19 protein-coding genes and 2 pseudogenes are annotated in these 24799 nt (G+C 60.0%); 7 read left to right on the top strand and 14 right to left on the bottom strand.

The features are described 5' to 3' along the window. Positions 1-141: 141 nt before the first annotated feature. Positions 142-1104, bottom strand: coding sequence for a M78 family metallopeptidase domain-containing protein (locus MUG96_RS23965; protein ID WP_246989673.1), 963 nt, complete (start codon positions 1102-1104; stop codon positions 142-144). 331 nt (positions 1105-1435) lie between these two features. Then, positions 1436-2320, bottom strand: coding sequence for an IS1595 family transposase (locus MUG96_RS23960; protein ID WP_246989671.1), 885 nt, complete (start codon positions 2318-2320; stop codon positions 1436-1438). 265 nt (positions 2321-2585) lie between these two features. On the opposite strand from MUG96_RS23960, the gene MUG96_RS23955 reads away from it, so the two are divergent. Then, entirely contained in the window at positions 2586-4271 is a 1686-nt protein-coding gene (locus MUG96_RS23955) for an NAD-binding protein (RefSeq protein ID WP_246989670.1), read from the top strand. Positions 4272-4307: 36 nt separating this feature from the next. Here MUG96_RS23955 and MUG96_RS23950 read toward each other — a convergent pair. After that, positions 4308-4496: pseudogene (locus tag MUG96_RS23950) on the bottom strand (DUF955 domain-containing protein); the annotation flags it as partial. A 262-nt stretch (positions 4497-4758) separates the two neighbouring features. On the opposite strand from MUG96_RS23950, the gene MUG96_RS23945 reads away from it, so the two are divergent. Beyond that, the gene (locus MUG96_RS23945; protein WP_246989669.1) at positions 4759-5463 is read left to right on the top strand and encodes a universal stress protein; all 705 of its coding nucleotides are present in this window, start codon (positions 4759-4761) and stop codon (positions 5461-5463) included. A gap of 121 nt (positions 5464-5584) precedes the next feature. Further along, positions 5585-7903, top strand: coding sequence for an amino acid permease (locus tag MUG96_RS23940; protein WP_256465466.1), 2319 nt, complete (start codon positions 5585-5587; stop codon positions 7901-7903). Here MUG96_RS23940 and MUG96_RS23935 read toward each other — a convergent pair. From MUG96_RS23935 to MUG96_RS23920, 4 genes are all read right to left on the bottom strand, one after another. Then, positions 7896-8837: a CPBP family intramembrane glutamic endopeptidase gene (locus tag MUG96_RS23935; RefSeq protein WP_246989668.1), complete on the bottom strand. Its 942-nt coding sequence runs from the start codon at positions 8835-8837 to the stop codon at positions 7896-7898. The genes MUG96_RS23940 and MUG96_RS23935 overlap by 8 nt on opposite strands. Before the next feature lie 465 nt (positions 8838-9302). Continuing rightward, positions 9303-10937: a potassium channel family protein gene (locus MUG96_RS23930; protein WP_246989667.1), complete on the bottom strand. Its 1635-nt coding sequence runs from the start codon at positions 10935-10937 to the stop codon at positions 9303-9305. A 122-nt stretch (positions 10938-11059) separates the two neighbouring features. After that, a complete protein-coding gene (locus MUG96_RS23925) occupies positions 11060-12424 on the bottom strand; it encodes an APC family permease (RefSeq protein WP_246989666.1) in 1365 nt (454 codons plus the stop codon). An 85-nt stretch (positions 12425-12509) separates the two neighbouring features. Further along, entirely contained in the window at positions 12510-13226 is a 717-nt protein-coding gene (locus MUG96_RS23920; RefSeq protein ID WP_246989665.1) for a putative universal stress family protein, read from the bottom strand. Between the two features lie 423 nt (positions 13227-13649). Here MUG96_RS23920 and MUG96_RS23915 point away from each other — a divergent pair. Further along, positions 13650-14207: pseudogene (locus MUG96_RS23915) on the top strand (diadenylate cyclase). A 278-nt stretch (positions 14208-14485) separates the two neighbouring features. Here the strand turns inward: MUG96_RS23915 and MUG96_RS23910 are convergent. The 5 genes from MUG96_RS23910 to MUG96_RS23890 form a co-directional block, all read right to left on the bottom strand. Further along, entirely contained in the window at positions 14486-15346 is an 861-nt protein-coding gene (locus MUG96_RS23910) for a beta clamp domain-containing protein (RefSeq protein ID WP_246989664.1), read from the bottom strand. Between the two features lie 49 nt (positions 15347-15395). After that, positions 15396-16445, bottom strand: coding sequence for a hypothetical protein (locus MUG96_RS23905; protein ID WP_246989663.1), 1050 nt, complete (start codon positions 16443-16445; stop codon positions 15396-15398). 62 nt (positions 16446-16507) lie between these two features. Next, positions 16508-16879, bottom strand: a complete 372-nt coding sequence (locus tag MUG96_RS23900; RefSeq protein ID WP_246989662.1) for a hypothetical protein — start codon at positions 16877-16879, stop codon at positions 16508-16510. 87 nt (positions 16880-16966) lie between these two features. Further along, positions 16967-17281 carry a hypothetical protein gene (locus MUG96_RS23895; RefSeq protein WP_246989661.1) on the bottom strand — a complete coding sequence of 105 codons (315 nt, stop codon included), beginning with the start codon at positions 17279-17281 and terminating at the stop codon, positions 16967-16969. Further along, on the bottom strand, positions 17281-17469 hold the full coding sequence (locus tag MUG96_RS23890) for a hypothetical protein (RefSeq protein ID WP_246989660.1): 189 nt from the start codon (positions 17467-17469) through the stop codon (positions 17281-17283). The genes MUG96_RS23895 and MUG96_RS23890 overlap by 1 nt, the downstream gene beginning before the upstream one ends. A gap of 176 nt (positions 17470-17645) precedes the next feature. On the opposite strand from MUG96_RS23890, the gene MUG96_RS23885 reads away from it, so the two are divergent. Continuing rightward, positions 17646-19037, top strand: a complete 1392-nt coding sequence (locus MUG96_RS23885; RefSeq protein ID WP_246989659.1) for an ATP-binding protein — start codon at positions 17646-17648, stop codon at positions 19035-19037. On the opposite strand, the gene MUG96_RS23880 is transcribed toward MUG96_RS23885, so the two are convergent. Together MUG96_RS23880 and MUG96_RS23875 are read right to left on the bottom strand one after the other, a co-directional pair. Beyond that, positions 19020-20312: an RNA-guided endonuclease InsQ/TnpB family protein gene (locus MUG96_RS23880; RefSeq protein WP_246989658.1), complete on the bottom strand. Its 1293-nt coding sequence runs from the start codon at positions 20310-20312 to the stop codon at positions 19020-19022. The two genes, MUG96_RS23885 and MUG96_RS23880, sit on opposite strands and share 18 nt — an antisense overlap. A gap of 834 nt (positions 20313-21146) precedes the next feature. Further along, positions 21147-22250, bottom strand: coding sequence for a single stranded DNA-binding domain-containing protein (locus MUG96_RS23875; RefSeq protein ID WP_246989657.1), 1104 nt, complete (start codon positions 22248-22250; stop codon positions 21147-21149). Positions 22251-23580: 1330 nt separating this feature from the next. Between MUG96_RS23875 and MUG96_RS23870 the strand changes: the two genes are divergently transcribed. Both MUG96_RS23870 and MUG96_RS23865 read left to right on the top strand, forming a co-directional pair. Next, entirely contained in the window at positions 23581-24204 is a 624-nt protein-coding gene (locus MUG96_RS23870) for a helix-turn-helix domain-containing protein (protein ID WP_246989656.1), read from the top strand. A gap of 14 nt (positions 24205-24218) precedes the next feature. Next, positions 24219-24779: a PIN domain-containing protein gene (locus MUG96_RS23865; RefSeq protein ID WP_246989655.1), complete on the top strand. Its 561-nt coding sequence runs from the start codon at positions 24219-24221 to the stop codon at positions 24777-24779. Positions 24780-24799 lie beyond the last annotated feature (20 nt).

Here is a 24799-nt window from a genome sequence, read left to right as displayed (position 1 = left end):
CGAAAATCGAGAACCGACGATGAACGGCGACCTGTATCGGTGCCCTGGGGGCCACAGATGGGTCGTCCAAGACCTGCCTCCCGACGAACTCGAAACGAACTCTGAACTTCGGGAACGCGTTTCTGAACTCCTCGACGGATTTTAATCCGCCGTCTCGACTGTATCGATGACTTCTTCCGCCGTTCGTGAGATACGGCTCAACCGATCGTGGACTGTCTCCGGTGCGTCCCCATCCCACGCGGCGAGGTAGAATCGGGAGTTTGCTGCATCGAGGCCGAAGTGCCGAGAGACAACGTAGGCGACGGCCTCGGCTTCGACTTCAATCTTGGCTTCTTCCTCGTCCTCATCCGGCTCGAAATGGAGGATCGCGTGGGCAATCTCGTGTATCAGCGTCCTCGCGAGGTCGGCGCTGTTGTCCCGGTCCCGAACTTCGATGATCGGATGCATTGTCACAGGACTGCGGCGCTTGCAGATCCCGTTTGCCGACGCATGCTCCCACTGCTCGGGGGCGACGACGTCGACTTCGTAGCCGAGGGCCTCGCCAGCGTTGAGCAGCGCGTCGACGAGGCCGTCGGGGTCACCGTGAGCCTCGGCATCGAGTTCGGGGAGCGGTTCGCCCTCGGTCTGGCTCACGTCGAAAACGGAGGTCGGTTTGAACCCGACCAGGCCCTCTGGCCAGTTTTCTGGATCTGTTTCGTCGTAGTCACAGTCGATCTTGTCGTGGTACGACGGCGCGTTCTCACACTTCGGACACCGATTGGTGATGATCGGGGCCCAGATCCAGATCGCGCTCTCGCCTTCCTGGACGTGACGGTCGAACTCGTTTTGCCAGGTCCAGTAGCCGGCGACCTTCGTCGCCTCGGGGCACTGCAACTTGATGAGCAGCGTATTCCGGTGGGAGTAGTCGTGGAACTTGCTCTGGACGTCCAGCCACTCCTGGAACTGCTCGCTGGCGAGGGCCTCGTCGGTCAACTCGGCGAGGTCCTCAACCCAGTTGTCCAGGCGCTCGCGCATGTCGTCGGCACGAGAGTCGGACTCGTCGAACGCGACGGTCGGTTCCTGCTGGTTCGTGTCGTCGGTCGGCTCGGAGTGTGTCGTCGACATTGTTCTGATTCGGAAAGCGTTCTCGATGGAACGCTCCCTCACCATATTCCGGGGAAAACAAATACGCCGAGGGCGCTGTAGGGTGATTTGGATTACTCGGCCTTGTTGAACCCCTCAGTCAGTGATAGGTTTTAGCGACCATGCTGCATACAACGCGCATATTTCGCATGTTGCGTCGGTTAGAGCAGGTCGGTGGAATCGATCAGTACAGACTAATCACGAATCGTCGACCGTCTCGAGGACTCGTTTAACGGGTGTTTCACACAACGAACAGGTCTCTTTTCTTGACTGCGATATACACCGAACGCTCTTGCGTAGCACATTGTTGATTTCAGAGTGTCGCTCGGACGGCGTGTTTGAGTGCGTCTCGCCCCGGTTCTCGAAATAACTCTCTACGGAGTTGGAACGCTCTGAGATACTGCGTTAACTTGTCTTTCGAGACGCCTCGATGGGGCGAGAGCCACCGTCGCGTCAGCGACGCGTGGCTCTCGCAGGTGTTGACGTGTACTTCGTCGTCGGCGTATTCGCCGTCGCCGTGGACGACGTATTCGCGGTCGAATGCGTCGTCCGCGTCGAGCGGTTCGTACGCTCGAAAGCCGTCGGTATAGACTGTGAGCGACTCCTCGTTGCGGTCAGCAAGCAGGAGTCGAATCGTCGATTCGTCGGCGGCTTTCGCTGGGATCACGTACCGCTGTCCGGTCCCGCGATCGGCGATAATGAACACAGGTGGCTTGTCGCCATCGTACGAACCTCGCCCGCGCGTGGACAGGCCACGCGGGCGCGACGGTTGGTCGCGCTCGCGGCCTTTCTTCCCGGCAGAGACGTACACTTCGTCAATTTCTACCGGACCAACCAGATCGAGAGAAGGCGCATCGAGCGCTCTGGCGAAGCGCTCGATGCGTCGGTGAATCGTCTTGTGTGTCACCTCGATTTCGCACTGGAGTTGCCGGAGACTCGTGTTAAACCGAAGAAACGCGTAGATCGAGAACAACCACCGGCGGAGTGCAACCTTCGAGTGAGCGAAAATCGTGCCCGTCTTGTCGTTGAACGTACGGTCGCAATTCTTACAGAGATACCGTTGAAACTCTCTGTAGCTGCCGTTTCTGACCGTGCGGTCAGAACGGCAGCGAGGACAGGTAACACCGTCACGCCAGCGAACCTGTTGGAGCAGGTCTGCTGCGATCGATTCCGAGCTAAACACATCGAGCGGAATCATTCGTGTCGGGCACCGCTGACGCGGTGCCCTTGTCCTCTTTGACTCTACAGTGACCGCTCAGCAGTATCAACAATCTCCTACGGATGAGCGTACACCGAAACACAACTCTGATACTGGTATACAGATGGCGTTAATCCACATTGGAGAGGAGCTGGACAGAACCACGTAATGATACGACAATTCGGCGACGACACCTTCGCACCCCGGACAGTCGGTCATCGGGGACCTTTTAATATACCCAGTAGGTAGACACACACAATTCAGTATGGGATTTCTCTCAGGGCGGCTCCCGGAGGTCGAGTTCTCCCGGCGGAATCGCCTCATTATCTACTATGTCGTCGGCCTCGTACTGCTCGTCTTCCTGTATGCTGTGATCTACAATATTGCGCTGGCACGCCTGGAAGGCGTCAATCAGTCTATCTTTGCCTCGTTCGAATTCGTCGTCCAGACGATGACGACGACCGGGTACGGGCAGGACGCTGATCTCTGGAGCCACCCATTGATGTATCTGTTCGTGTCACTAACGCAGATCTCCGGTATCGGCATCGGATTTTTTACCCTTCGCCTAATTATCATCCCGCTCTTCACCGGTGCCGAGGTTAACTTAGATGATCGACTGACGCCTAAGCAGGACCATGTCGTCATCTGTGAATACCGACGGGATTCCGCCGTCCTCCTTGACGAGCTCGAAGAGCTCGAGATCGAATATGTCCTGATTGCATCCGATGAAGAAAACGCCAAGGATCTCTCCGACGCGGGATACTCGGCCATTCACGGCTCACCGCAGGATAGGGGCGCATTCGAGCGGGCCAGTATCGACGCCGCACGAGCGGTCATAACGGATGCTGGAGATGGGAACGTCAACACCATCCTGACGGTCCGGTCGATCGATCCGGATATTGAGATCATCACTCTCACCGACGATAGTGACATGCGGAGCGTTCTGCTTGATGCAGGCGCAGATACTGTGTTGTCCCCACACGGAGTGCTCGGACGCCGGCTCGCCGAGAAGGCAGTCTCCTCTTTCAGTTCGGAGCTGACAGATACGATCGAACTGGGGGGCGAAATAGAGATTACAGAGATCCCGATTCAGCCGGGGAACCGGTTAGTTGGGACGCGGATCCGCAACTCACAGATCAGAGAGGAAACGGGCGCAAACATCATCGGCGCGTGGATCGACGGGGAGTTGCAACTCCCGCCCGATCCGAATGCGGTTATCCGGTCGAACACGGTGTTACTCCTCTCAGGCGCCCACGATGAACTGGAGGCGTTCGGTGAGTTCACGAAGCCATACCGAACATTTCGGCGACACGACCGTATCATCATCGCCGGCCAGGGAGAGGTCGGACAAGCCGCACGAGAGGTAATTGCCGAGGAGAGACTCGATATCACGACGATCGACATCGAAGATCGCGACGGTGTCGATATCGTCGGTGACGCGGGCTCTGACGACATCCTGCAGACCGCTGAAATCGAGACTGCGGGTGCGATTATCGTCGGCCTTCCGGACGACTCCGCCTCGCTCCTGACAACGGTGTTAGCACGCTCGCTGAACTCAAATATAGAAATCCTCACCCGCGTGAGTGATACTGATGCGACACGAAAAGCACTGAGCGCCGGCGCGGATTACGTCCTCTCGGTCCCACGAGTGAGTGCTCGGATGGTGGCCAGAGAGCTCCGTGGTGAAGATATCCTCGCCCCTGCGAGCCAGATTCGGCTGCTCCGCGTGCCGGCTGACCCGCTGGCCGGGTCGACACTCGTGGAGTCGGGCATCTATCAAAAGACCGGCTGTCGCGTCATCGCCGTCGAAGACGAGTCCGGATTCACCAGCACAGTTGACCCCCAGCGGCGGTTCACTGGGGACGAGCGAGTCGTGCTTGTGGGCTCAGACGAGGCGGTCCAGCAGTTCAGAAAGCAGTTCGGTGTTTCACCCGTCAATCCTGATCAATGACTCCATACTGAGACCATGCTCATCGGTTCGCCACTAGAAATTTTTCAATATTGGGAGTGCAGCTGAGAGCTGTATATCAGACTCGCGAACCTTGACGAGCGGTTGGACGTCAACGAGACTGAGTTGCTCGCAGATTCCCTTCGCCTCCCTGTGCGTCCACTCAGCTGCCGGCACGATTCGCACCGTGATGCCGAGTTCATCAGCAGCGGTAGTCAGCTGTTCGACTCATTGACGGAAAAATCGATAGCGGATGTCTGTTCGTAACGTTTCGAATGAGCCACTACTGAGTAATGCCGCCTCGATAGTAATAGATCCACGTAGTGATGACATCCAAAAATTTATTTTTTGATACTTAAAACCAATTATGTGCCCGGTTTACTCTCCGGGATGGCTCCACAGTATATTTATGTCGCAACTGCACGACCGACCCGTCTTTGCGGATAGCGGGTGACCACAAATATAACCGTGTGGACAGCAGTGACACTATATGCCTCTGACCGGTGGTTCGACGATTCTCGTGCCGGTCGATGTTTCAAACGACGACCGTCCCGAGAAAGATCTCCTCACCATCTCCGATACGGTAGACCTCGTCCTGCTCGGCTACTATCCAGTCCCTGACCAGGCGCCGCCGGCGCAACTCAAAGCGGACCACGAGGACGATGCGCAACAACGATTGGGCGAACTCGCCGCTGCGATCGACCGTGACGTGACCCAGCGCGTCGTGTTCACACACGACCGAGACGAGACGGTCGATCGCGCCGCCGAGGAGTACAACTGTGATGCGATTCTACTGCCTGGGAGCCATACCGCCACCGAACGAGTGTTCGTCCCGCTTCGAGGCGACGACAACCTCGACCGCATCCTCTCGCTCGTGGCGGATCTCCTCCGGCGCGAAGAGGCGACCGCGACGCTGTTTCACGCCACAACCGCGGACGAGCAAGCGTACGGTCAGTCGCTGTTGGACGATGCGGCCGGTCGGCTTGTCGAGGCCGGTATCGACCGTGCCCGGATCAACACGCGACTCACGACGACCAACGACCCAGGAACTGCGATCGTCGAGATGGCCCACGAGTTCGATCTCCTCGTTGTCGGGGAAACAGAGCCGTCGCTGACCGACCGCATCCTCGGTCGGGTTTCGACCCGCATCGCTGACGAGGTCGACCGCCCGGCGTTCGTCGTCCGCAAGGCGTAGCCCCACGCGACTTATATGCTTTCCACCCAGTGATTGAACTACTAACTGTGGCCAAAGCTTCCCTCCCAGGTGAGCACCCCGTGAACCGACGCGTCCCGCCGTCCGCGAAGGGGATGAACCTGTGACTGACGGGAGTTCGCTCGAGCGAAATCTCGGGTTCATCGAAGCGATGACGCTCGGCGGCGGGACGATGATCGGGGCCGGCATCTTTATTCTCCCTGGGTTGGCCGCCGAGGGGGCCGGCCCGGCCAGTTCGATTTCATTCGGGATCGCCGGTTTTGTCGCCCTGTTGGCGGCGCTGTCGCTGGCGGAACTGGCGACGGGGATGCCGATCGCCGGCGGCAGCTACCACTACGTCAATCGCGCGCTTGGCGGCCTGTTCGGCAGCATCGTCGGCTGGGGGATGTGGACCGGGCTGATGTTCGCCAGCGCGTTCTACATGATCGGCTTCGGCCAGTACATCGTCGTCCCGCTGCCGTTTCTGGACGGGCGCGCACTCATCGTCCTGATCGGGCTGGTCGGGCTCGCGGCGATTACGGGGCTCAACTACTACGGGACCGACGAATCCAGCGGCGCGCAGAACCTGATGATCGGAGCCGAACTCGTCGTCGTGTTAGCGTACGTCGCGGTCGGTGTGTTCTTCATCGAGCCGGGGAACCTCGCGGAGTTCGCCCCGACGGGTCCGGTCGGAATCGTCGCCACGACCGGGACGGTGTTCGTCACGTACCTCGGGTTCGAGATCATCGCCACGGTGGCTGGCGAAATCGAGGATCCAGGGCGGCTGATTCCGCTGACAATGGTGTTGTCGGTGGTGTCGGTCACGATTCTGTACGTCGTGATCATGCTCGTCTCGACGGGCGTGGTCCCCTACCAGCAGCTTGGGAGCTCGTTCGTTCCGGTGTCGGACGTCGCTGCAATCACGATGGGGGGTGCGATCGGCGTTGCCGCGGTCACCGTCGCGGCCGCGGTCGCCGCCATCTCCAGTTCGAACTCCTCGATCCTCGCGGCGTCGCGGGTGATCTACGCGATGGGCCGGGACGGCTTGATGAGCGACCGATTGAACGTCACCCACGACCGGTTCGCGACGCCCCACCGCGCGATCATCGCGACCGGTGGTGTGACCGGGCTCCTCGTACTCGCTGGATTGCAGGTCGCCGAGATCGTCGCGCTGTTAGCGCAGGTGGCGAGCTTCAGCTTCCTCGTCACGTACGCGCTCGTTCACGTCGCACTCGTCGTGTTCCGGCGCGTCGATCCGGAACCGTACGACCCGGAGTTCGAGATGCCAGGGGTACTGTATCCGGCAGTCCCCGTCCTGGGTGTCCTGATGGCTGGCGTGGTCATCTCCCAGATGCAGCCCGAGGTGATCGTGGTCGGGATCGGTATTGTCGCGCTGGGCGTCGTCTGGTACGGCGGGTACGCTCGCAGTCGGACCGTCGAAGACGGACTGCTGGGTGAGGCAGTGCGGATCGCGTTCGAACCAGGGGGGATCGCGTTCGAAGCGATAGGTGGGCTATTCGGTCGGGCGGAGCCGTCCGACGCGACGGCCGACGCACAGCCATATCGCGTGGTCGTCCCGGTCGCAAACCCGACGACGCAGCGGCGATTACTCCGCCTGGCCGCGGCGACAGCCCGGGCCCACGCCGACGATGGCGAGCCGGAGCTGGTGGCGGTCCACGTCACCGAAGCGCGTCCCTCGCCTGACCGGAACGTCGAGTCGGATCGACTGAACGAACAGCGGGATCTCCTGACGGTCGCCCGTGGCGTCGCGGCCGATATCGGGATCGACCTCGATACCCGTTCTGCCATCGCCGACGACCCCGGCGAGGTAATCCTCGAGGTGATTCGGGAGACTGACGCCGAACAGGTAGTTCTCGGGTGGCAGGGCGTTGCGGACGGCGACGACGGCGAGGTGTTCGGGTCGACGCTCGATCCCGTGATCGAGCGCGCCCCGTGTGACGTGGCACTCGTCGAGTTCGAGCAGGAGACGATCGGGGAGTCGGTCGCACTGGTCGACGCCGGGCCGCATGCGGCGACGGTCGCTCAGCGGGCGGTCGACTTCGCCACGGTCGACCGTAAGACTGCGACCTTACTCACCGTCCAGCGCTCGACTGATGATGCCGACCCGGTCAAGGAAGGGCGACGGATGATCGAGTGGGTCGCGAATCGGGCGAATCTCGATCCTGACGAGTACGAGACCGAGGTTGTCGTCAGCGAGGACCTCTCGTCGGCGGTCATTGATGCCGTCACGGGGTACGACACGGTGTGTGTCGGACTCTCCGAACGGAGCGACGCAGAACGGCTTGAGTTCGGCTCGACCGCCCGGCGGGTCAGCCGGGACGCCCCCGGCAACGTCGCGGTCGTTCGCGGGCGAGAACTGCTCGATCCGGATAGCCATGACCGGGCACTCGCCGACATAACAGCGGCCGAAGACGTCACTTAATCTTATCTGCCCACTCGTCGTCGAGTTTGGCTCTGATCCTCGGGGCAACACCAACCCGTCCTGTACGCCACCAGAGGTATCCCAGTATCCCGAGCGCGGCTGGAATCTGGAGGCCCGTCTGGATGAGCCCAGTTTGACCAGTAAGCCACGCGGGGCCACTCACAGAGAGGGGGACGATAACTAGTGATGGGTCGGAGGTCATCGGAACGACATAGCCGGAAACGAAATTGAATCCAGCATGGATGCCGATAGGCAACCCAAGCTGGCCCGACAGGAGATACGCAAGGCCGAGCAGAAATCCAGCACTCAAGAAATGGATGCCAGCAACGAGCGTCGGTGCTTGATGGACAAGCCCAAATAGCAGTGTAGACACGCTCCACGCAGCAACGAGCGTCGTTGTCTCAGACAACCATCGCAGATCTAACCCCTCGATAGCGTTCGTAAGCACGTATCCACGAAAGACGAGTTCCTCGGCGATCGCGATACTCACGGTGATGACGATTACCAGTCCAATGTTCTGGAGGTATGTACTGGTGGGAGTGTATCTTGGGTTGCAGACGGTGATCCATCCGCCAATGACCCCCAGTCCCACCGCCGCTACTGGAATCGTCCCGCCGATAACTGCGCCTGCGAGCGCGTCACTCGCCCAACGATGGGTGATCCGTAGCCCAAACGAACGAACGGATCGTTTGTCCAGATATTTCGCTGCCCCGAGCAGCAGTCCAAGCGTACAACAGACGAGAAGCACACGAAGCGTGGCTGAGCGGAGCACGCTGTCGCCCGACGGCCAGACGAGATTCGGCAAAGCCAAGAAAATACCCATGTAGAGTATCAAAAACAGTTCCACGCGGACCAACGAGCGCGGCCGCTGTTCTCGCTTATTCCACGCGAGCAGACGAAGCCGTCGGAAGTACTCGTGGATATACGGATGCATTGCAGTTTGTGGTCAAGCGATGGAGATGTGCAGATATACGTCCCCGGTGCCGATGACCTTTCGGTTCGTATTTTTACCGCGTGTCAGGATCGTAGTACCACACACCCAACAACATCAATCCCGCCGGGACCAACGAGACGAGGCTACTTCCGATGATGCCTCGGTTCAGTGTCGCGACCCCAAGGAAGACCGTTGCCCACCCAACCATTCCGGCTACGAATCCCAGGGCTGCCCGTCGGTTCCGATGTCGATATATAATCCCGCCAGCCGCATATCCGAGGCTACACACTCCGCTGAGAATGAGCCACGGTTCGGAGTAATTCTGCTCGACTGAGCTAAAGAACAGGACCGAGGTAGCGACACCGACTATGAGTGTGCCCCCTCCGATTATTCCGAGTACCGCTCTCGGAATATGTTTTTGAACGCTCATTTCCACGTAATAACGGGCGTATCCAGGTTTTTCCCTCACGTGTACAGCTCGGTGAATCGTTGGACCCCATCGTCGGTCCCGGCAATGATGAGCTCGTCCCCGTCTTCGATGCGGACCTCCGGACCGATGTCGGAGACTACCGTTCCGTCACGCTCTATCCCGACGACAGTACAGCCTGACTCCGACCGGACGCGTGTCTCTCCGAGCGTCTTTCCGACAAGCTGGGGTGCGTTTGTCCGGACGACCTCCACGTTCTGGTCCATCGAGAGAACGTCCTCCTCTTCTAGTATCTGCGAGGCCAGCATTCGACCGGTGATGTTCGCGAGTGCCAGTACGTAGTCCGCACCAGCCTGGTACATCTTCGGGATGCTCTGTGACTCCTCGACCCGAGCGATGATCTCCACGTCGGCACTCGAGTCCCGCGCCACGAGGGCGGTAAACTCCGCTGTCGTGTCGTCGGGGAGTGCCAGAATAACTACACTGGCGTCATCGATACCCGCCTCTCGAAGCGTCTCGGGATCGCTTGCGTCCCCTACCACGTCGACACCCTCCAAATCAGTCTGGTCGACGACGGTGTACCGCACTCCGGCATCGGTGAGCGCGTCAGTGACGGTTCGACCGACCTCTCCGTGTCCGACGACGATCGTGTCACCCCGATCCAGCCGTCGCATCCCCGACCGTGTGAGGTCCTTGAGTTGTTCGAGCTGGGCTTCGCGACCGGTGGCCAGCAACACCGTGCCGTTGGCCAGCGTCGCGTCGGGGTCCGGTGGCGTCTCGAACTCGCCGCGGAACCAGGCCCCGATAACGTTGACACCGGCCTGTTCACGGATACCGCTCTCCGCGAGTGTCTTCCCGACGAGCTGACTCCCGCGGTGGATCGGAAACTCGGCGATCTCGAAGTCGTCGTCGATCTCCACTACCTCTTCCAGTTCGCTCGTGACCGACGTTGTCACCTTCGAGGCGAGACTCTGGCCGAGCAGCGGGCGCGGGGAGAGCACCTCGTCGGCGCCGGCGAGACGGTGGTAGGCTGCCCGGTCAGGCTCTTCGACGACGCTGAGTGTCAGGACATCTTCGGCAACCTCCTGGGCGGTGAGCACGATGCTCGCGTCGACCTGATCCGACACGTCGGCGACGAGCGCCCTCGCGGCAGCGAGATTCGCCCCTTCGAGCCCTGACGCCGACTCCGGGTCCGCTCGGATGACACGGTAGTCGTCCTCGTACAGTTCAGTCGCCTGTTCACGGTCCGGTTCCACGATGACGTAGTCGACATCCCAGGACTCCAGTTCGTCGATGAGCACGTCGGCACGGGGCGTGTACGTGCAGATCACCACGTGATCGTCGAGGTCGCCGTCGACAGTTTTGGGAACAGTTGTCGAGAGAATCTCCTCGAGTAGCGGAAACGCGAGGACAGGAAAGGCCATGAAGATGAGCAGCGTCCCGAAGAGGTCCATGACGATCACGAGCACGTTCATCTCCGGGCTGATCCAGGGGGAATCCGAGCCGAACCCCGTCGTCGTGAACGTCTCGACGACGACTTGCAGGGAGTGGAGGAACGTCCTAGGTTCTCCCTCGTAGATCCGCATCCCGTTCTGATAAAGCACCGCAAACACGAGCATCGAGCCAATCAAGAAGACCGAATAGTAGACGGTGCGGCGCTGCCACTTGTCCATACGTACGGAAATTACCCTCGGATTGTTAAACCATCCCGATACAGTCGTCGCCGCACGCCGTCAGTGCTGGGCCGTGTTCAAGTTTTAATTGATCTTGTCAGGGAGATTGTACAGCCATCGACTCAATCGGATGTCACCGATTCCTCATCGCGTCGTCGGGCGAGGATGACGCCCAGCACACCCTCGCGGTCCGTCCGGTTCCGACCGTAGACGAGGTACCACGCAACCCCGCCGACGATGATGCCAGCCGCTCCGAGGATTGGAAGCGTCCCCATCTGGGTGAGTAGCGCGAAACCGCCGACCACGCCGAGGAGCTGGACGAACGGGTAGCCTGGCGACCGAAACGACGGCTGATAGGATTCGACGCCGCTGGTCCGGAACACGATTAGGGCGACGTTGACGATCGAGAACACGAGAATCTGGAATGCGCTGGCCAACTTCGCCAGCTCAACCACCGGGACGAACGCAATCAGCGCGAGCAGCAGAACGCCGGTCACCACGATCGCGTTCCGGGGGGTCTGGAATCGCTCGCTGACCCGGGCGAGTCCCTTGGGTGCCAGCGAGTCCCGGCTCATCGCCAGCGGGAACCGCGAAGACGCCAGCACGCCGGCGTTGGCCATACTGGTCAGCGCCAGGATCGCGACCACCGCGATGACAACGATGCCGACCCCCCCGAGGAGTTGGCTGGCGCCGTCGGCCATCGGCGTCAACGACGGACCGTCGCCTGGCCCGCTCGTGGATAACACGTTCGGATCATTCAGCCCGACGACGGCCGCGACCACGAGTGTGTACAGGACCATCATCACGCCCATCGAGATGAGGATCCCTAGCGGCAGATTTCGGTCGGGATTTTCGATTTCCTCGGCGACACTGGCAATTTTGGTCACGCCCGCGTAGGAGACGAACACGAACGCCGCCGCGGTGACGATGCCACCAGCACCTTTCGCCGCGAATCCGTCGAATCGGGTGGTGTCGACTGCAACGCCGGCGTTGAGCACGTACGCCGCCAGCGCAACCACGACGGCGGTAACGATGATCGACTGGGCCTTGCCGCTCTGTTCGGTGCCGACGATGTTGAGCCCAATGATCAGCGTAGCCAGCCCCAGCGCGACGGCCTTCACTAACCTGCCCGACACCGGGACCAGAAGGAGCAAGTACGCTCCCAGCCCGACCAGCGCGAACGAGCTTTTGAATACCAGTGAGAACCACGCGCCGATTCCCGCGACCGTGCCGGCCAGTGGGCCCATCGCCCGGTCAATGTAGAGGTACGTGCCGCCGGACTCGGGCATTGCCGTCGCCATCTCGGCTTTCGACAGTGCCGCCGGCAGCACAACCAGTCCGGCGAGGATGTACGCGAGGATCACTGCTGGTCCAGCCTTCTTCAAACCAAGCGCCGGCAGTACGAAGATGCCGCTGCCGATCATCGCGCCCATGCTAATCGTAACCGTCGCGTACAGGCCGAGGTCGCGTTCGAGATCGTCCTTCATCCGCTGACCACCTCTGCATCACCCGAGTGGGTTGGCCGTTTCCGAATCTCGGAGTGGGATTGGTTCCACGACATCGATTGATGAATTACGGTTGTTCGACGTTTCGAACGACGAAGGCCGGATCGTCCGTGCCGGCGGTCACTTGTGCCGGGCGATTCCCAAAGATTCGGTCGCGGAGCGAAGGCTCCGTTTCGCCCAGTACGAGTAGGTCGAACGTGTCCCCGAGGTCGACAATACTCCGTTCGACGTCGTCTTCTACCGACAGTTGCTGGCTGATGCGGTCGGGTTCGACACCAGCCTCGATGAGACGGTCTGTCGCGTCCGCGAGGATCTTCTCGCCTGGGAGCCGGTCGGACTCTTCACCCGTATGAAACAGCGTGACGGATGCCCCAGTCGCGGTCAGTAACTCCCCGACGAACGAGAGGATGCGGTCGAAGTTCGCCTCACCACGGAGGGGCACGAGCACCTCTGCGATTGCGTCAGCGTCGCCAGGCGTGAGAATCACGTCGCAGTTCTCCTCCAGTGCGACGCGATTAATCGTCTTCTCACGAGCTTTCCCAAACACGAGCCGAGTGGCCACCGAGACTCCTGTCTCCTCGAATCGTCGGGCGATACCGTCGAGTTCTGTTCGAGCATCGTCCTCGAACTGGTCGCGGGCGACGGAGGGCGGCGTCTGCTCCGGCAGTCCGTAGTGGCCAAGCAAGACCACCTCCATCGTCACGAGCGTGTCGACCAACACCGGTGGTACCTCGTCGGCATCCGGTAGTTCGAACGGGATGAGGATTCGGTGTGTTACGCTCATACATACTAATCGGTTAGGGAATACTAAAACCGGAGGGGCGCCGCAATACGCTGTACTTGCTGTTCAAACGGGCCCTCAATGTCCGAGTTCGGAATATACACCCAGCTACTGATGTCTTCATTCTCTTACCACGACTGGGGGTTGGGACACCCGTGTTGATTGTAGGCCGATTGGACGGCGAACTCTCGGAGAGTAGTTTGCTGAATCCACTCTCTGTACCGGTCACGCCGTTACTGACAGAAATCAAGTAGTTAGCGAAGGCGCTGCTGAATAGAGTGCGCGTCTGTGGCATTAAAAAAGCGGTTCAATACGGCAGAAATCAGTTCGACTGTAGCGAGTCATCGGTATAGAACTGCCACAGCCACCACCTCACGCCGAGACAGTACTTAACCACGTACAAACCATATCAGGTCACGGGCCAGCATGGAAGAACTCGACCGTGTTTTGAGCAGGTATGCGACCAGTCAGGAGCTGATGGATCAGATCAGGTACACTGCTGAGTCGTTGAGCTTGGGATTCGACCAGTGGGGCGAACAGTACGTGAGTGGCCCGAGTCTGTACTTGATGATCGTTTCCGAAACCAATTTCGATACGTACACCGATCCGATGGGAGCCAACAGGTGGCCAATCGAGTGGTGTCAGCTCGTCACCTAGTCGCCCGACACGTTCACCGAGGTCGCCCGAGACGTGGCGTTCAGCCAAGATGGCGCTATCGTCGTGACCGGGGACGGAACGATTCAAGAGCAGATGGTTCGGGTTCGCAGCCCCACCCGCGAATACATCGAGACGTTCGATAAACTCGAATACGCTGATTGGATGGGGGCGAAACACATGAGCGCACTCGAAACGTCGATTCGTGAAGAAGTCCTGTGGGTCATCACGCTCAGCGAAGAAGACGGGCGCGTCACCACGTTTCTCGACGGTACGTATCAAGACTATCCCCGCGAGGAGATCGGCGGTCGATGGCGGTCCGTGGAGTAATACAGTTCATCTCGTTGCGTACCGACTGACAGGGCAGTGGGACTGTCTACGAGGTGGACGAACGCCGGACACACAACCACATCTTGGAACACCCAGCATCCGTCAGACAGTGCGCTACTGCTGTGTATAGCCTCTCTTTTCAGCAGCGCTCTGAGAACAGTAACGTAATCTGGCAAATCTACAGCGGTAGACTCGCATACGCAGTGAGCAGGTGGTTCCTTCCCGATAGTCTGAAATCAGACTCCCTGAAAAATGTTCTATGACACCCTGATAGAGAGCTAATCGTCAGTCCGCGGGGCCAGAAGGTACTGGACAGTCCCGTCGGCGTCGGGGAACGGCGAACGAACGACGAACGGAATCGTGTTGCCGATCTGAAGGCGTCGCGTCGGTCCGGTCGGCAGCGCGCGGTTGACCCTGCTCAGGTGATCGAGATCGAATTTCGAGGTGGCGTCCCCCGGTTCAAACGCGACCAGATCAGCAGGTTCCCGTCGGTAAGTCACGCTGTCGGTGTCGCCGCGCGCTTCGAACCGGAGTTCTGGTTGGTCCTCGTCGACGACGACGTAGAGGTGGTCGCTGACTTTCTTGCCGGCCGTGACTGCTAGATCGAGGTCGTCTGCATCGAGTCGGCAGATCGCCTGGTAGTCCAAATCTGGGAGGTTCGGAGCCTGACGAATCGACTTCGGGTTGATCAACGCAAGCGTACAGGTCATCTCGCTCGAACTGACCTGGAGCGTGTTCGTCTGAGGGTCCAGCACGAACTGAACAACATCCTCGTCGACGACCGACAACACTTCGTCCAACCGGCCGACCTTGACACCGAGGGAGCCACTCGCGCTCTCGAACTGCTTGAACGACTGGGCATCGACCTGCAGATCCACCATTTTCACCTGTGCAGGGTCGGACGCCCGAATCCGAATCCTGCTGTCGTCGACGGCTATCCGACACTCGTCGACGATCGGATCGACAGCGTTCACGATGGATTGGAGCGTGCTGACCGACGACGTGAGCTTAAATACGGCAGGGGTAGAGTCGCGGGCAGGAGAGTTGTCGCCCTGCTCGGATTCGTCGGTGGACTGAGCCTGCGTGTCCTGTTCGGGTGTCGGTTCGACTTCGTCTGCGGAATCCGCTTCTGTCGACATCGATGGCCTCCGTCCGACAGGGACGAATAAACTGTCCGCCGCGCTCTGCTTAGGGAAGAACGGTCACGAGCCGTTCGGACCAGAAGTCGAGTCGGTAGCTGGAGAATCCTTCTGACAGCCAGTACGTTCGCACGGTCGCGATTTGTTCGAGGGCGTCGTCGGGATCCTCCCATGCGAACTTGTAGCCGGCGATGAATCGGTCGTCGACGACCTCGCCCACCTCATGTTCGGGCCCGTCCCAGTTGATCGAGACAGTTTGGTCACCGCTCGGTGGTTTGACCCGACCTCGATCCGCAATTTCCACGCTGGAGGCCGTCTTTGCGAGCGTACCTAGCGTCGCGAGGTCCGACGCTTCCATGCTGAACGATTCGTCGTCAGCCGAGTGGACAGTGTGTTTCACATCGCCGCGGACAGTCTGGTACTCGGCTCGTTCGATCTCGACATCCTTCGCCTCCTCGAGGAGACGCACGAAGTGCGCGAGGCCGTGGAGAATCTGGTCGTTTTTCTCTTCGACAGTGAGTCGCGTGTCCCCGGCTTGTATCTCGCTACTGCGTCGGCCCTCGCCTCCTTCCGGACGGTCGACGGGCATACAACTGCACAGTAGCGAGCCTTCTGGCCCGGTGAGAATCCACGGATGGGGGCCACAGGGGAGAACAGTGTAGTCTGTAGCACTGTACCGACCGCCACCGGTGAGTACCCGCAGGGCTTTCTCTAAGGCGGTCCCGTCAATCCCGTAGCCGTATGTCTCGCAACAGCCGTCGACGTGAGTCACGAGCGGATCGATTTCGTCGAAGCCGGCGTAAGTGCCTGGTATGGTCCAGATCTCGCCACTGCCGTATTCTTCGACGTAGGCGGCGACATCGCCGTCAACGATCCAACGGGCTTGCTGGGGACGGACGTGGCCGGCACCGGTCTGAATAGACGACGCAGGCCGGCGGGTCCGGAGGCCCCACTCGGTGTCGGGCGACTCCCACTCGGGGTCGTCGGTCCGATTGGGAGCGTCGGTCAGCTGGGCACATCGGCCGACGCTTTTCGGCGCTGGATCGAGGTCATCTTCTGTACTTCCGAACGTACTGAGAGACGTGTGCGAATCGGTCATGAGTTGATTGGGAGAACTGCTCTCCCGCCCTTCGGGGAGACAAAAAACAAGCTGCGGTCCGGTCAGGATTTTACCCGACCGATGAACCTGTCAGTGGCCGCTGTCGCCAAGTGCTCGAATTCGCCGGCGACAGCGTCGTGGCCGTCGCGGCGCAACTGCTGTGCGGTGGCATGGTGGGCGAAGGCTAGCAACACGAGTTCGTCGTCGTCGAGGCGGATCTCGGGGTTGACATCGTCGTCAAGCTTAGCGAGGGAGACTGCGGCGTCGAACGCACGGGCGAGTTTCAAGTAGTCGTCCGCGAGTTCCGACTGGGAGAATTCGGCAGCCGTCCGGAGTGCTTCTCGATGATCGAGTGCATCGACTACCGTCGGCTCGATCGGTGCGTTGGTATCTGTCGGGTTCTGCTGCTCTGTGTCGGGGCGTTTCGTGGACATTGTCGAAGGTGGAACGAACGAGACTGCTATCAGTACGCGTGCAATACAACTGCCGGTCTGCACGGAGGAGAAAAACGAGTGAAAGCGCTAGGACAAGTCCCCGGGATCGATCTCCTCGTCGTGATACTTCTGCCCGGCCCAGAAGAAGAACGGCAGTGCCGAGACCGCATAGACGACTGCGACCCCGACCATCAGCCAGTAGTCATCAGTATAGGCGCCGAGGCCGGCGAGCAGCATCGAGACAGCGGCAGAGTAGATGATGAAGTAGGCGATGAGCCGTTGATTTTCCCAGTAGTCGACAAAGTTTCGGGCCATCTCCGGAAGCGCGTCGACGAACTCTTGGCCGAACGCTTTCACGGGAACTGTTGACTGGCTAACCCGGGCGAGTACACGGCGGAGCATTACCAGTCGGGGACGGACTCGTGGTCTTCGCCGTGGCGGCCAATCGCGAGCAGTTCCGTGCCGATTTTCTCGGCTTCGGAGGCTTGCATCTGGTACTCCTCACCCTGCAGAACGATGCTGACGATATCACCGCGTCGGGTGATGTCCACAGTTGCCTCTCGGACGAGCAGGTTGTCACCGTCGGTCATCACGGTCGTCTTCCGTTCCATTCGCCAAAATAATTGTGGAATAAAAGGCCGGTATGAACAGTATTGTGCTACTGAACGAAGGCTCGAATCACAATCCGGAATCTAGAAATTACGATTTCAGAAATCGCGATTTCTGAAATCAGAAGTTCCATTAGTTCGGACGTGGTACTGACAGTATGGAGGAATTCGTTGATCGGGATGTCGAACTCGATCAACTCACGAACTGCTACGAGTCAGAGACAGCCGATTTCGTTGTGCTCTACGGACGCCGTCGACTCGGCAAGAGCGAGCTGGTCCGTCAGTCTATCGCTGATCGGAACGATGCCGTCTACTACCAGGCGGTTGAGTCAACGGCACAGAACCAACTCGAACAGTTCGTCGACACAGCCACGGGTCAGTTTCCCTCATTGCGAAACGTCCGGCGCGACTGGGAGGCACTCCTTGAAGCTCTTGGAGAGGACGATGCGGTCGTCGTTATCGACGAGTTCCCGTTTCTTATCGAGGAAGATGAGTCACTGCCATCCCGGATTCAACGTGTCTGGGACATGGCGTTACAGGAGACGGAGATGACGCTCGTGCTCGTCGGCTCGTCGATTAGCGTCATGGAAGACAAGGTACTCTCCGGGAGCGCACCGCTGTACGGTCGGCGAACGGCGACGATCGACCTCAAACCGCTCTCCGTAGTGGATGCCCGCGAGTTTTTCCCAGAGTATGATCCGGAGACCGCTATCACTTCATGGTCGATCTACGGTGGGACACCGTACTATCTCCAGACCATCGAGCCTGACCAGCACTTAGGAACGAACGTTCAACAGACGATCCTCTCCGAACGCGGGCTCCTGTATTCGGAGCCTGAGTTTCTGCTCCGGACCGAACTCCGGCAGCCGAATACGTACTTTAGCATTCTCCGTGCGCTGGCACACGGGCGACGAACCCCAAACGAAATAGCAGGGATGGCCGGCGTAGAGTCCGGATCACTGAGCACATACCTCCAGAAGCTTCGCCGGCTTCGGCTGGTTGAGCGTCATATTCCTGTGACGGAATCACCAACCGCATCGAAACGCGGTCGGTATCGCATCGCTGCGCCGTTATTCCGGTTCTGGTTCCGGTTCGTGTACGGCAACCAGGATCAACTCCGGATGCTCGGTGAGGACGCGTATGACGAACTCGTCGCACCCGAACTGGCGGATTACGTGAGTCCGTTATTCGAACGCCTCTGCCAGCGCGCGCTCCCGAACCTTCTCGACCAACAATTTCGTGATGTCGGACAGTGGTGGTTCAAGGAACACGAATTGGATGTTCTGGGACTCGCCGACGAGGGTCTTGTCGCTGGAGAATGTAAGTTCACCTCTCGTCCTGTGGATGAGGGCGTCCTCGCCAATCTCGAACGCACAGTATCGGAAGTCCGGTGGTCTGAGGAGCCAGCAGACGGGGAGACCTCGTACGTCCTGTTCAGCCGTTCTGGATATACTGCTGATCTCGAACAGACTGCTGAGACACGCAATGATGTATTTCTCTTCGACCTGTCCGATCTGATTACGCCGGGGGAGTCAGCTACCAACGGCTGAAGCCGTTGGCTTGCCGGTGGACTCCCGTTCTGCCGACACAGGGGTGTCGGACGACACGTCAGTCGCGTTCACGGTCATAATCCCCGACTTCAGGGCGTACTGACAGAACGCCCCTCCAGCGGGGGACTTCTGCCCCCGCTGGAGTTTGAGTGTAAGTTTCCGCGCCACGTTTTTCGCCGCGTTGTAGTCGGCGTGCACCGAGTACGAACAGTCCAAGCAGGCGAAGTGTTGCCCGTCCCGGTTTTCTTCGAGTGTACACCCACACTTCGAGCACTGCTGGCTGGTGTAGGATGGGTCGACTTTCTCGACTACGATGCCCTGTTCCTCGGCCTTGTACGCGACTTGTTCCTGCAACGCACGGAACGCCCACTGTTGGAATTTCTTGCCGTCGCTGATGCGCTCTCGAATCTGCTCCAAGTCCTCGAACGCGATGTGCGTACAGCCGTGGCGTTCGGCCTCTGAAACGATTTCTTTGGAGCACCGATGCAGGTAGTCCGCGCTCCAGCGTCCGAACCTGTCACCGACGCGGTGGTAGGTCAGGTGGGCGCTTCGCGTCCCCGTCTGTTGCAGGCTGGCACGCCGCTTCTCGAACTCGCGGCGCTGGTGGTTGAGATAGTCGGCGTTGCCGACGAACCTACCTGTTGAACTCACGGCGATATGGTCGTCAACGTTGCAGTCCACGCCGAGGACTCTCGAATCCTCGGCTTTCTCAGGACTGCTTGCGTCGAGTTCCCGCTCCATCGCGGCGTGCAGGTAGAACTCGTCGGCGTCGCTGTCGTAGTGGACAGTGCTAGTGGCAAAGTCGTAGTCCTCGTTAAGTAGGTACTTGCCGTGAGGTGTCCCCGCGGGATCGTTGGGCAGGTCGTACTCGCACTCTACTCTCCTGTTGACGGTGGCGAGACTCACTTTGTCGCGGTAGTAGGTGGCGGCTCGCTTGTCGTAGACAATGCTGAACGTATCGTATTCGGGCTTGCTGGTGGTCTCGCCGTCGGCCAGCCTGTCTACGCAGTTGTCGATGTCGTCGGTGGCGCGTTTGATCGCCTTCTGAACGAGGTTCGCATGTAGGTCGTCGGTTTCTTCCCGAAGGTCGTCGTAGATGGCGGCCTCGGCTTCGCTTTTGCTGGTCACGCAGTCCTCATCAGGATAGCGCCACGCCCAGTCTGCGGTGCGGTTCGCGCAGTACTGGAATTTGGAATTGGTGGCGTGGAGGTCACTCCGGCGGTCGGCAGGCACGTCGAGACGGACGCGAACCGTTCGAGTAACCTCCCACGCCATGTATCTCACAGTAGTCGCTACTCTTTATTAACATTTTTCAAGTCTTTTGGGAGTCAGCAATGCCGTTACTGGTGGATCGTTGCACGGAGTTTACGCGCTTCCTCCCACGGCTAAAGCCGATGGGCTTCCGCGCTGTTACCGCTGTGAGTTGGTTTGGAACGGCACTACAGCCCTCGGGGTCCAACTCAACTGTGTAGACACGTTCTCTTTCTTCTGGATCGAAGCCGGCCCGATCTAACCGTTCTGTAAATGCGAGATCTGGATCGGGCGTACCGACGAATGCAGTCCGTTCAAACGCCGGATCTCCGAGAAATTGAGCGCTCATATGGGTAAAGCCGGCGGGTAGGACCTGTCCGGTGAGCAGCGCGACATTCCCCTCTTCTTCCAGCGCGAATAGAGCCTCCTGAAATTCGTCTCCCGAACAAGAGTCGAATTCAGTTAGAAACATGGGAGGTACAAGATCGGTAATTGTGGCCGCGAAATGGGGTATGTCAGCGATCTATCCGGGATTGCGGGTTCGACGACTTACAATTTTTTCACGAATTCTAACTGTTTTAGGACTCAATGCCGGTATTTGGGACCGCGCGCAGCGAAGCGAGCACGGTGGACCGCCGCGAGGCGCGCGTCGCGCCGATCGCAGCGCTCCGTCGTCCCCGCGAGCGACCGAGGGGAGCGAGCGGGGACTCGACAGACCACGTCTGTCGGTGGCGCCGCGCGCGGTGCGGGTCTCCCCTTGAGAATGTCTCGCTTCGCCCCCGCTGCCAGCCCCAGGGCCCACGACCACCGGAAGTCGGTGCCGACTTCGCGTGACGGTAAAAAAGAGGCGGAGGATCATCAGCCGTCGAACTGCTGAAGCGCTCGTGTAAGGTCAATGCCTTCGACCCACGCGTGGGAGTCTGCGTCGACATCCCAGGGAGCCACCGACGGCGCCTCGCCTGCCGTTCCGGTCCGATGCATGGGGCCATCACCACGTTCGTCGATGATGATCTCCGTGTCGCCGGTGATTGCGAGACAGGCCTTCCCGTGCCATTCGTTGATCTTCACGTCTTCGAGCCGAACCTGGTCACCCTCCCGGAACGTCGCCATGCCAGTTGCCTTGTGGGACTTCGACCAGTAGACGAACTTCCGTCGATCGCCGTTCTTGTCTTCCAGGTATCCAGCCTGATATTGGCTGGCGGCCGGCGTCTCGAAGAGGTGATCAACCTCGGCTTCGACCGTGGTCGTCCACGTGGTGAAGACATCGATGTCCATGAACGTCTCTGCCACGTCGGGCAACCGCTGGAGCGAGCGCTTGACTTCGAGTGCCGCATCGAGGGCGTCAGCCCCATCGAGGACGTGTTTTGCCACCAACTTCGCGAGGCCGGCCCGCCCCAGCTGGATGTCGCGTTCCATCTCCTTAACGAGTGATGCGGCCACCTGGTTGACCGCAGCGAGTTCGTCTTGCTGGAGCCACCCGCGAGGATCGGCCTTGTCCGAGGGATCCACGTCAGGACGTACGTCGGCCGTCGTCTGCGTGTAGGGCGTGTCAACTCCACACTGGGCGCGGGACGCTGCCGCGCGCTTGCGGCCAGCGTCGTGGGCGCCACGAGCGACCTCGCGATGGCGCTCCATTTCGGCCTCCCGGCCGGCCCGCCGCTCCTGCTGGGCGAGCGTGTCACCGTGTCGACGACCGGGGCTGACCGCCGGATCACGCGTCCAGTCGTAATCGTGCTGACGCTCGTAGTAGTTGCCACGCGAGTCGATACCCTTGTTCGGCCGGAAATCGAGTTCGTCATCCGACTGCGTTTCGGCGACATCTTCCAGGATGTGTTCCGGCCCACTGACCTTCTCGGCCAGCGGGACGCTCATCTGCTCTTCGCGCGGATCGCGCTCCTTCTCTGCCAGTGCGCCTTTTTCAGTCGTCGATACCTTTTTCTGCGAAGGATTACTATCAGACATTGTTGACACCTTTCGGGGCGCTCACCACGCCTCACCTTTCGACGCCTGTGAGCCGCGGCTGTCGCCCCACGCCCCGCCGGGCGGCCGACTGGACGGAACCACCGCCCAGCCGCCGGGTTTCCGCCTGTCCCCGGACGGGCCACCTGCCCCTATGACCGGGTCCGCAGGACCAAGGAGAAGCAGCGTCGCGCCGCGTCGGCGCTGCGGCGGTCGATTTCCGACGCGAACGCAACGACGTCCGTGAGCGATGGAAATCGTGACCCGCCGGCAGTGCCGTAAGCAACGCGAGGCAGGTTCTCCGCAGTTAGCACTTAATTCATCCGTTCGGGAGGGACCCGCGCGGAGCGCGGGAGGGGCCCGAATCGCCCGGCACGACGAACTCCCGTGGGATGGAATCCACGCACCGGGAGGAGCTCGCAGGCGGTCGATTGCCGACGCGAGTCCTGCGAGCGACGGCAATCGTGACAGCCGGCTGCGAGCCCGCAGCAACGCCGTTGGATGGAATCCCATGGGAGGCAGTCGCGCCCGGCAGCCCGGGTCGAGCGCGGACTGGCAGGAAACGCCCTCGCGTCAGCGAGGAGCGTCCCTCGCCGAGCGCGCAGAACCCCCGGCAGTGTCGCCGACGGCGACACGACTATCCGAGCACGATGGAAGCGCGGAGCGCAGTCTCGCGCGCAGTGGAGCGTCTGAATTAAGTGCTAACCGGTTACTCATTACTGAGCACGTCGCGCGGGCGGCCCGTACCGCGCGACCAAGAGGTGGGTGGGACCCGCGCCGAGGTCAGACGAGGCGCGGGCGGGACCCGCCTCGCAGCGCGCGCGCCTGAGTGCGGTGCGGTGTTGACCGAAGGCGCGCGGGACGCGCAACGGATGTGGAACCCCCACGCCATCGCACAGCGGGTTCCGAGCCGTCCGCCCGCGACGAGCGCAGTTTCGGCGCTGAGGCGGTCGATTGCCGACGCGAGCCCTGCGAGCGATGGCAATCGTGAGCCGCGTCAGTGCCGAAGGCAACGCGGTCGCGGAGCGTCGCGGGTGGACCTTGCGGAAAGAACACGAGTACGAGTCCTGGCGGACTGTGAGGGCGAGTCCGGGTCGCGCATGCGTGGTCGTCTGTGCGGCCACTCTTCGCAATCGCGGCGAATCCGCGCGCGCGGCTGCCGTGCGTGCGGAAGGTTAAGCGGAGATGTCGCGCAGCGACCGCGACCCGGGCGAGGGCTCAGATCTGTTATTCAACGACATCTCAACTATAGAACCGAGGAGGAGACAGCAGCTCAGGAGACCTCTGTCCGTAGCAAACCCTTATGGTTTCTAGTTTCGTTACTCTATACAGGATGAGCTACGATACGGAACACGTCCGAAATGCAGAGGACGCTCCGGGGCCGATCACCGGGATCCCGACGTTCGCAGAATTACTCGATAATACTGCCCTTGCTGCCCTCTATACGTCGATCAGACGCTCGGAAACGGCAACCGGTCCAACTCTCGTTAAAACGCTGTCGGTCTCGAAGAAGACAGTATATGACTATCTCCACAAGTTAGAGCAGGCTGGCCTGATTAGCAAAGTTGGGGACGACGCAGGCACAGCGGTATACACCGCTGAGGAATTCGAGATGACGCTGACAGTTCGTGAGACAGAGGTCTCGATCACGCCAGAACTTGTCGAGATCGTCGCACACGAGGACGAGTACCCAGCGATCGAGCGTGTTCTCGAGGACCACGGACTTGTGACGTTCGCACTCACTCATGATCTCGTGACAGCACACAGTAAGGGCGAGGTCACAATCCGACAGATCGCTGAACTTACGGATCTCTCTCCTGGGACCACGTACGACCTCGTCGAGGCCCTCTATGCAATTTTAAGGCTTGGTGACGATGACTCTGCCCCGAAAACGTACACCCCCGACGATTTCGAGGACGAAGAACGCAATCTGCGTGAGGAACTCGTTGACGAGTAGCCCGTATCTCGGAAATGTATACTGCAAACATCGCGGACACGGTGATGTTTCGGAATATGGGGAAGTTCCCCAGTCCACACTTAGAGTCGCTCAAGCGCGCCGTGGCAGAGGCTGAGACAGAGATCTGGGTGCCGGCGGCAGTGTACCATGAACTGGCAGATACTGGAAAAACTGATTCACCGGTGAACCCGTATCTCGATACAGCTATCGAAGAGGGGTGGCTTCGGGTAGCGACACCGCTTCCCGGGAGGCGAACTGACGGGTACGATCCCAGTGCGGGATCGGTCGAGAAAGCCCGGTTCATCGCGGACGAATTTCTCAATCGCCAGAGTAAGTATCCGGAAACGAATAACTGGCGGGACGCGGCACTGGTTGCGTTAGCAGTTCGATTATTTGACGAAAACACTCGAATCCGTGTCATCACACATACGGCAGACGAAAATCTGGCAGCAGCGTGCGCTCGAATCCCTCCTGAGTTCGGGTACTACGATATCCTGTCCCGGTATTACAATCCGCCGCAAACTGCGAAATCAGAATTTCCGACTGTTGAACGCCTTACGTGGGACGAGCCGTAGCGGGGCCACCGAAAGACTCG

It is taken from the genome of Halorientalis marina (genome assembly GCF_023028345.1).
Lineage (GTDB): Archaea > Halobacteriota > Halobacteria > Halobacteriales > Haloarculaceae > Halorientalis > Halorientalis marina.
The sequence above is the reverse complement of the archived record's forward strand: the minus strand, read 5'-3'. Positions and strand labels throughout refer to the sequence as shown.

Bases quoted from the DNA above. Each gene is read 5' to 3' on its own strand.
- MUG96_RS23965 (WP_246989673.1), bottom strand. From the start codon at position 1,104: ATGTCGACGACACACTCCGAGCCGACCGACGACACGAACCAGCAGGAA.
- MUG96_RS23960 (WP_246989671.1), bottom strand. From the start codon at position 2,320: ATGATTCCGCTCGATGTGTTTAGCTCGGAATCGATCGCAGCAGACCTG.
- MUG96_RS23955 (WP_246989670.1), top strand. From the start codon at position 2,586: ATGGGATTTCTCTCAGGGCGGCTCCCGGAGGTCGAGTTCTCCCGGCGG.
- MUG96_RS23945 (WP_246989669.1), top strand. From the start codon at position 4,759: ATGCCTCTGACCGGTGGTTCGACGATTCTCGTGCCGGTCGATGTTTCA.
- MUG96_RS23935 (WP_246989668.1), bottom strand. From the start codon at position 8,837: ATGCATCCGTATATCCACGAGTACTTCCGACGGCTTCGTCTGCTCGCG.
- MUG96_RS23930 (WP_246989667.1), bottom strand. From the start codon at position 10,937: ATGGACAAGTGGCAGCGCCGCACCGTCTACTATTCGGTCTTCTTGATT.
- MUG96_RS23925 (WP_246989666.1), bottom strand. From the start codon at position 12,424: ATGAAGGACGATCTCGAACGCGACCTCGGCCTGTACGCGACGGTTACG.
- MUG96_RS23920 (WP_246989665.1), bottom strand. From the start codon at position 13,226: ATGAGCGTAACACACCGAATCCTCATCCCGTTCGAACTACCGGATGCC.
- MUG96_RS23910 (WP_246989664.1), bottom strand. From the start codon at position 15,346: ATGTCGACAGAAGCGGATTCCGCAGACGAAGTCGAACCGACACCCGAA.
- MUG96_RS23905 (WP_246989663.1), bottom strand. From the start codon at position 16,445: ATGACCGATTCGCACACGTCTCTCAGTACGTTCGGAAGTACAGAAGAT.
- MUG96_RS23900 (WP_246989662.1), bottom strand. From the start codon at position 16,879: ATGTCCACGAAACGCCCCGACACAGAGCAGCAGAACCCGACAGATACC.
- MUG96_RS23895 (WP_246989661.1), bottom strand. From the start codon at position 17,281: ATGCTCCGCCGTGTACTCGCCCGGGTTAGCCAGTCAACAGTTCCCGTG.
- MUG96_RS23890 (WP_246989660.1), bottom strand. From the start codon at position 17,469: ATGACCGACGGTGACAACCTGCTCGTCCGAGAGGCAACTGTGGACATC.
- MUG96_RS23885 (WP_246989659.1), top strand. From the start codon at position 17,646: ATGGAGGAATTCGTTGATCGGGATGTCGAACTCGATCAACTCACGAAC.
- MUG96_RS23880 (WP_246989658.1), bottom strand. From the start codon at position 20,312: ATGGCGTGGGAGGTTACTCGAACGGTTCGCGTCCGTCTCGACGTGCCT.
- MUG96_RS23875 (WP_246989657.1), bottom strand. From the start codon at position 22,250: ATGTCTGATAGTAATCCTTCGCAGAAAAAGGTATCGACGACTGAAAAA.
- MUG96_RS23870 (WP_246989656.1), top strand. From the start codon at position 23,581: ATGAGCTACGATACGGAACACGTCCGAAATGCAGAGGACGCTCCGGGG.
- MUG96_RS23865 (WP_246989655.1), top strand. From the start codon at position 24,219: ATGTATACTGCAAACATCGCGGACACGGTGATGTTTCGGAATATGGGG.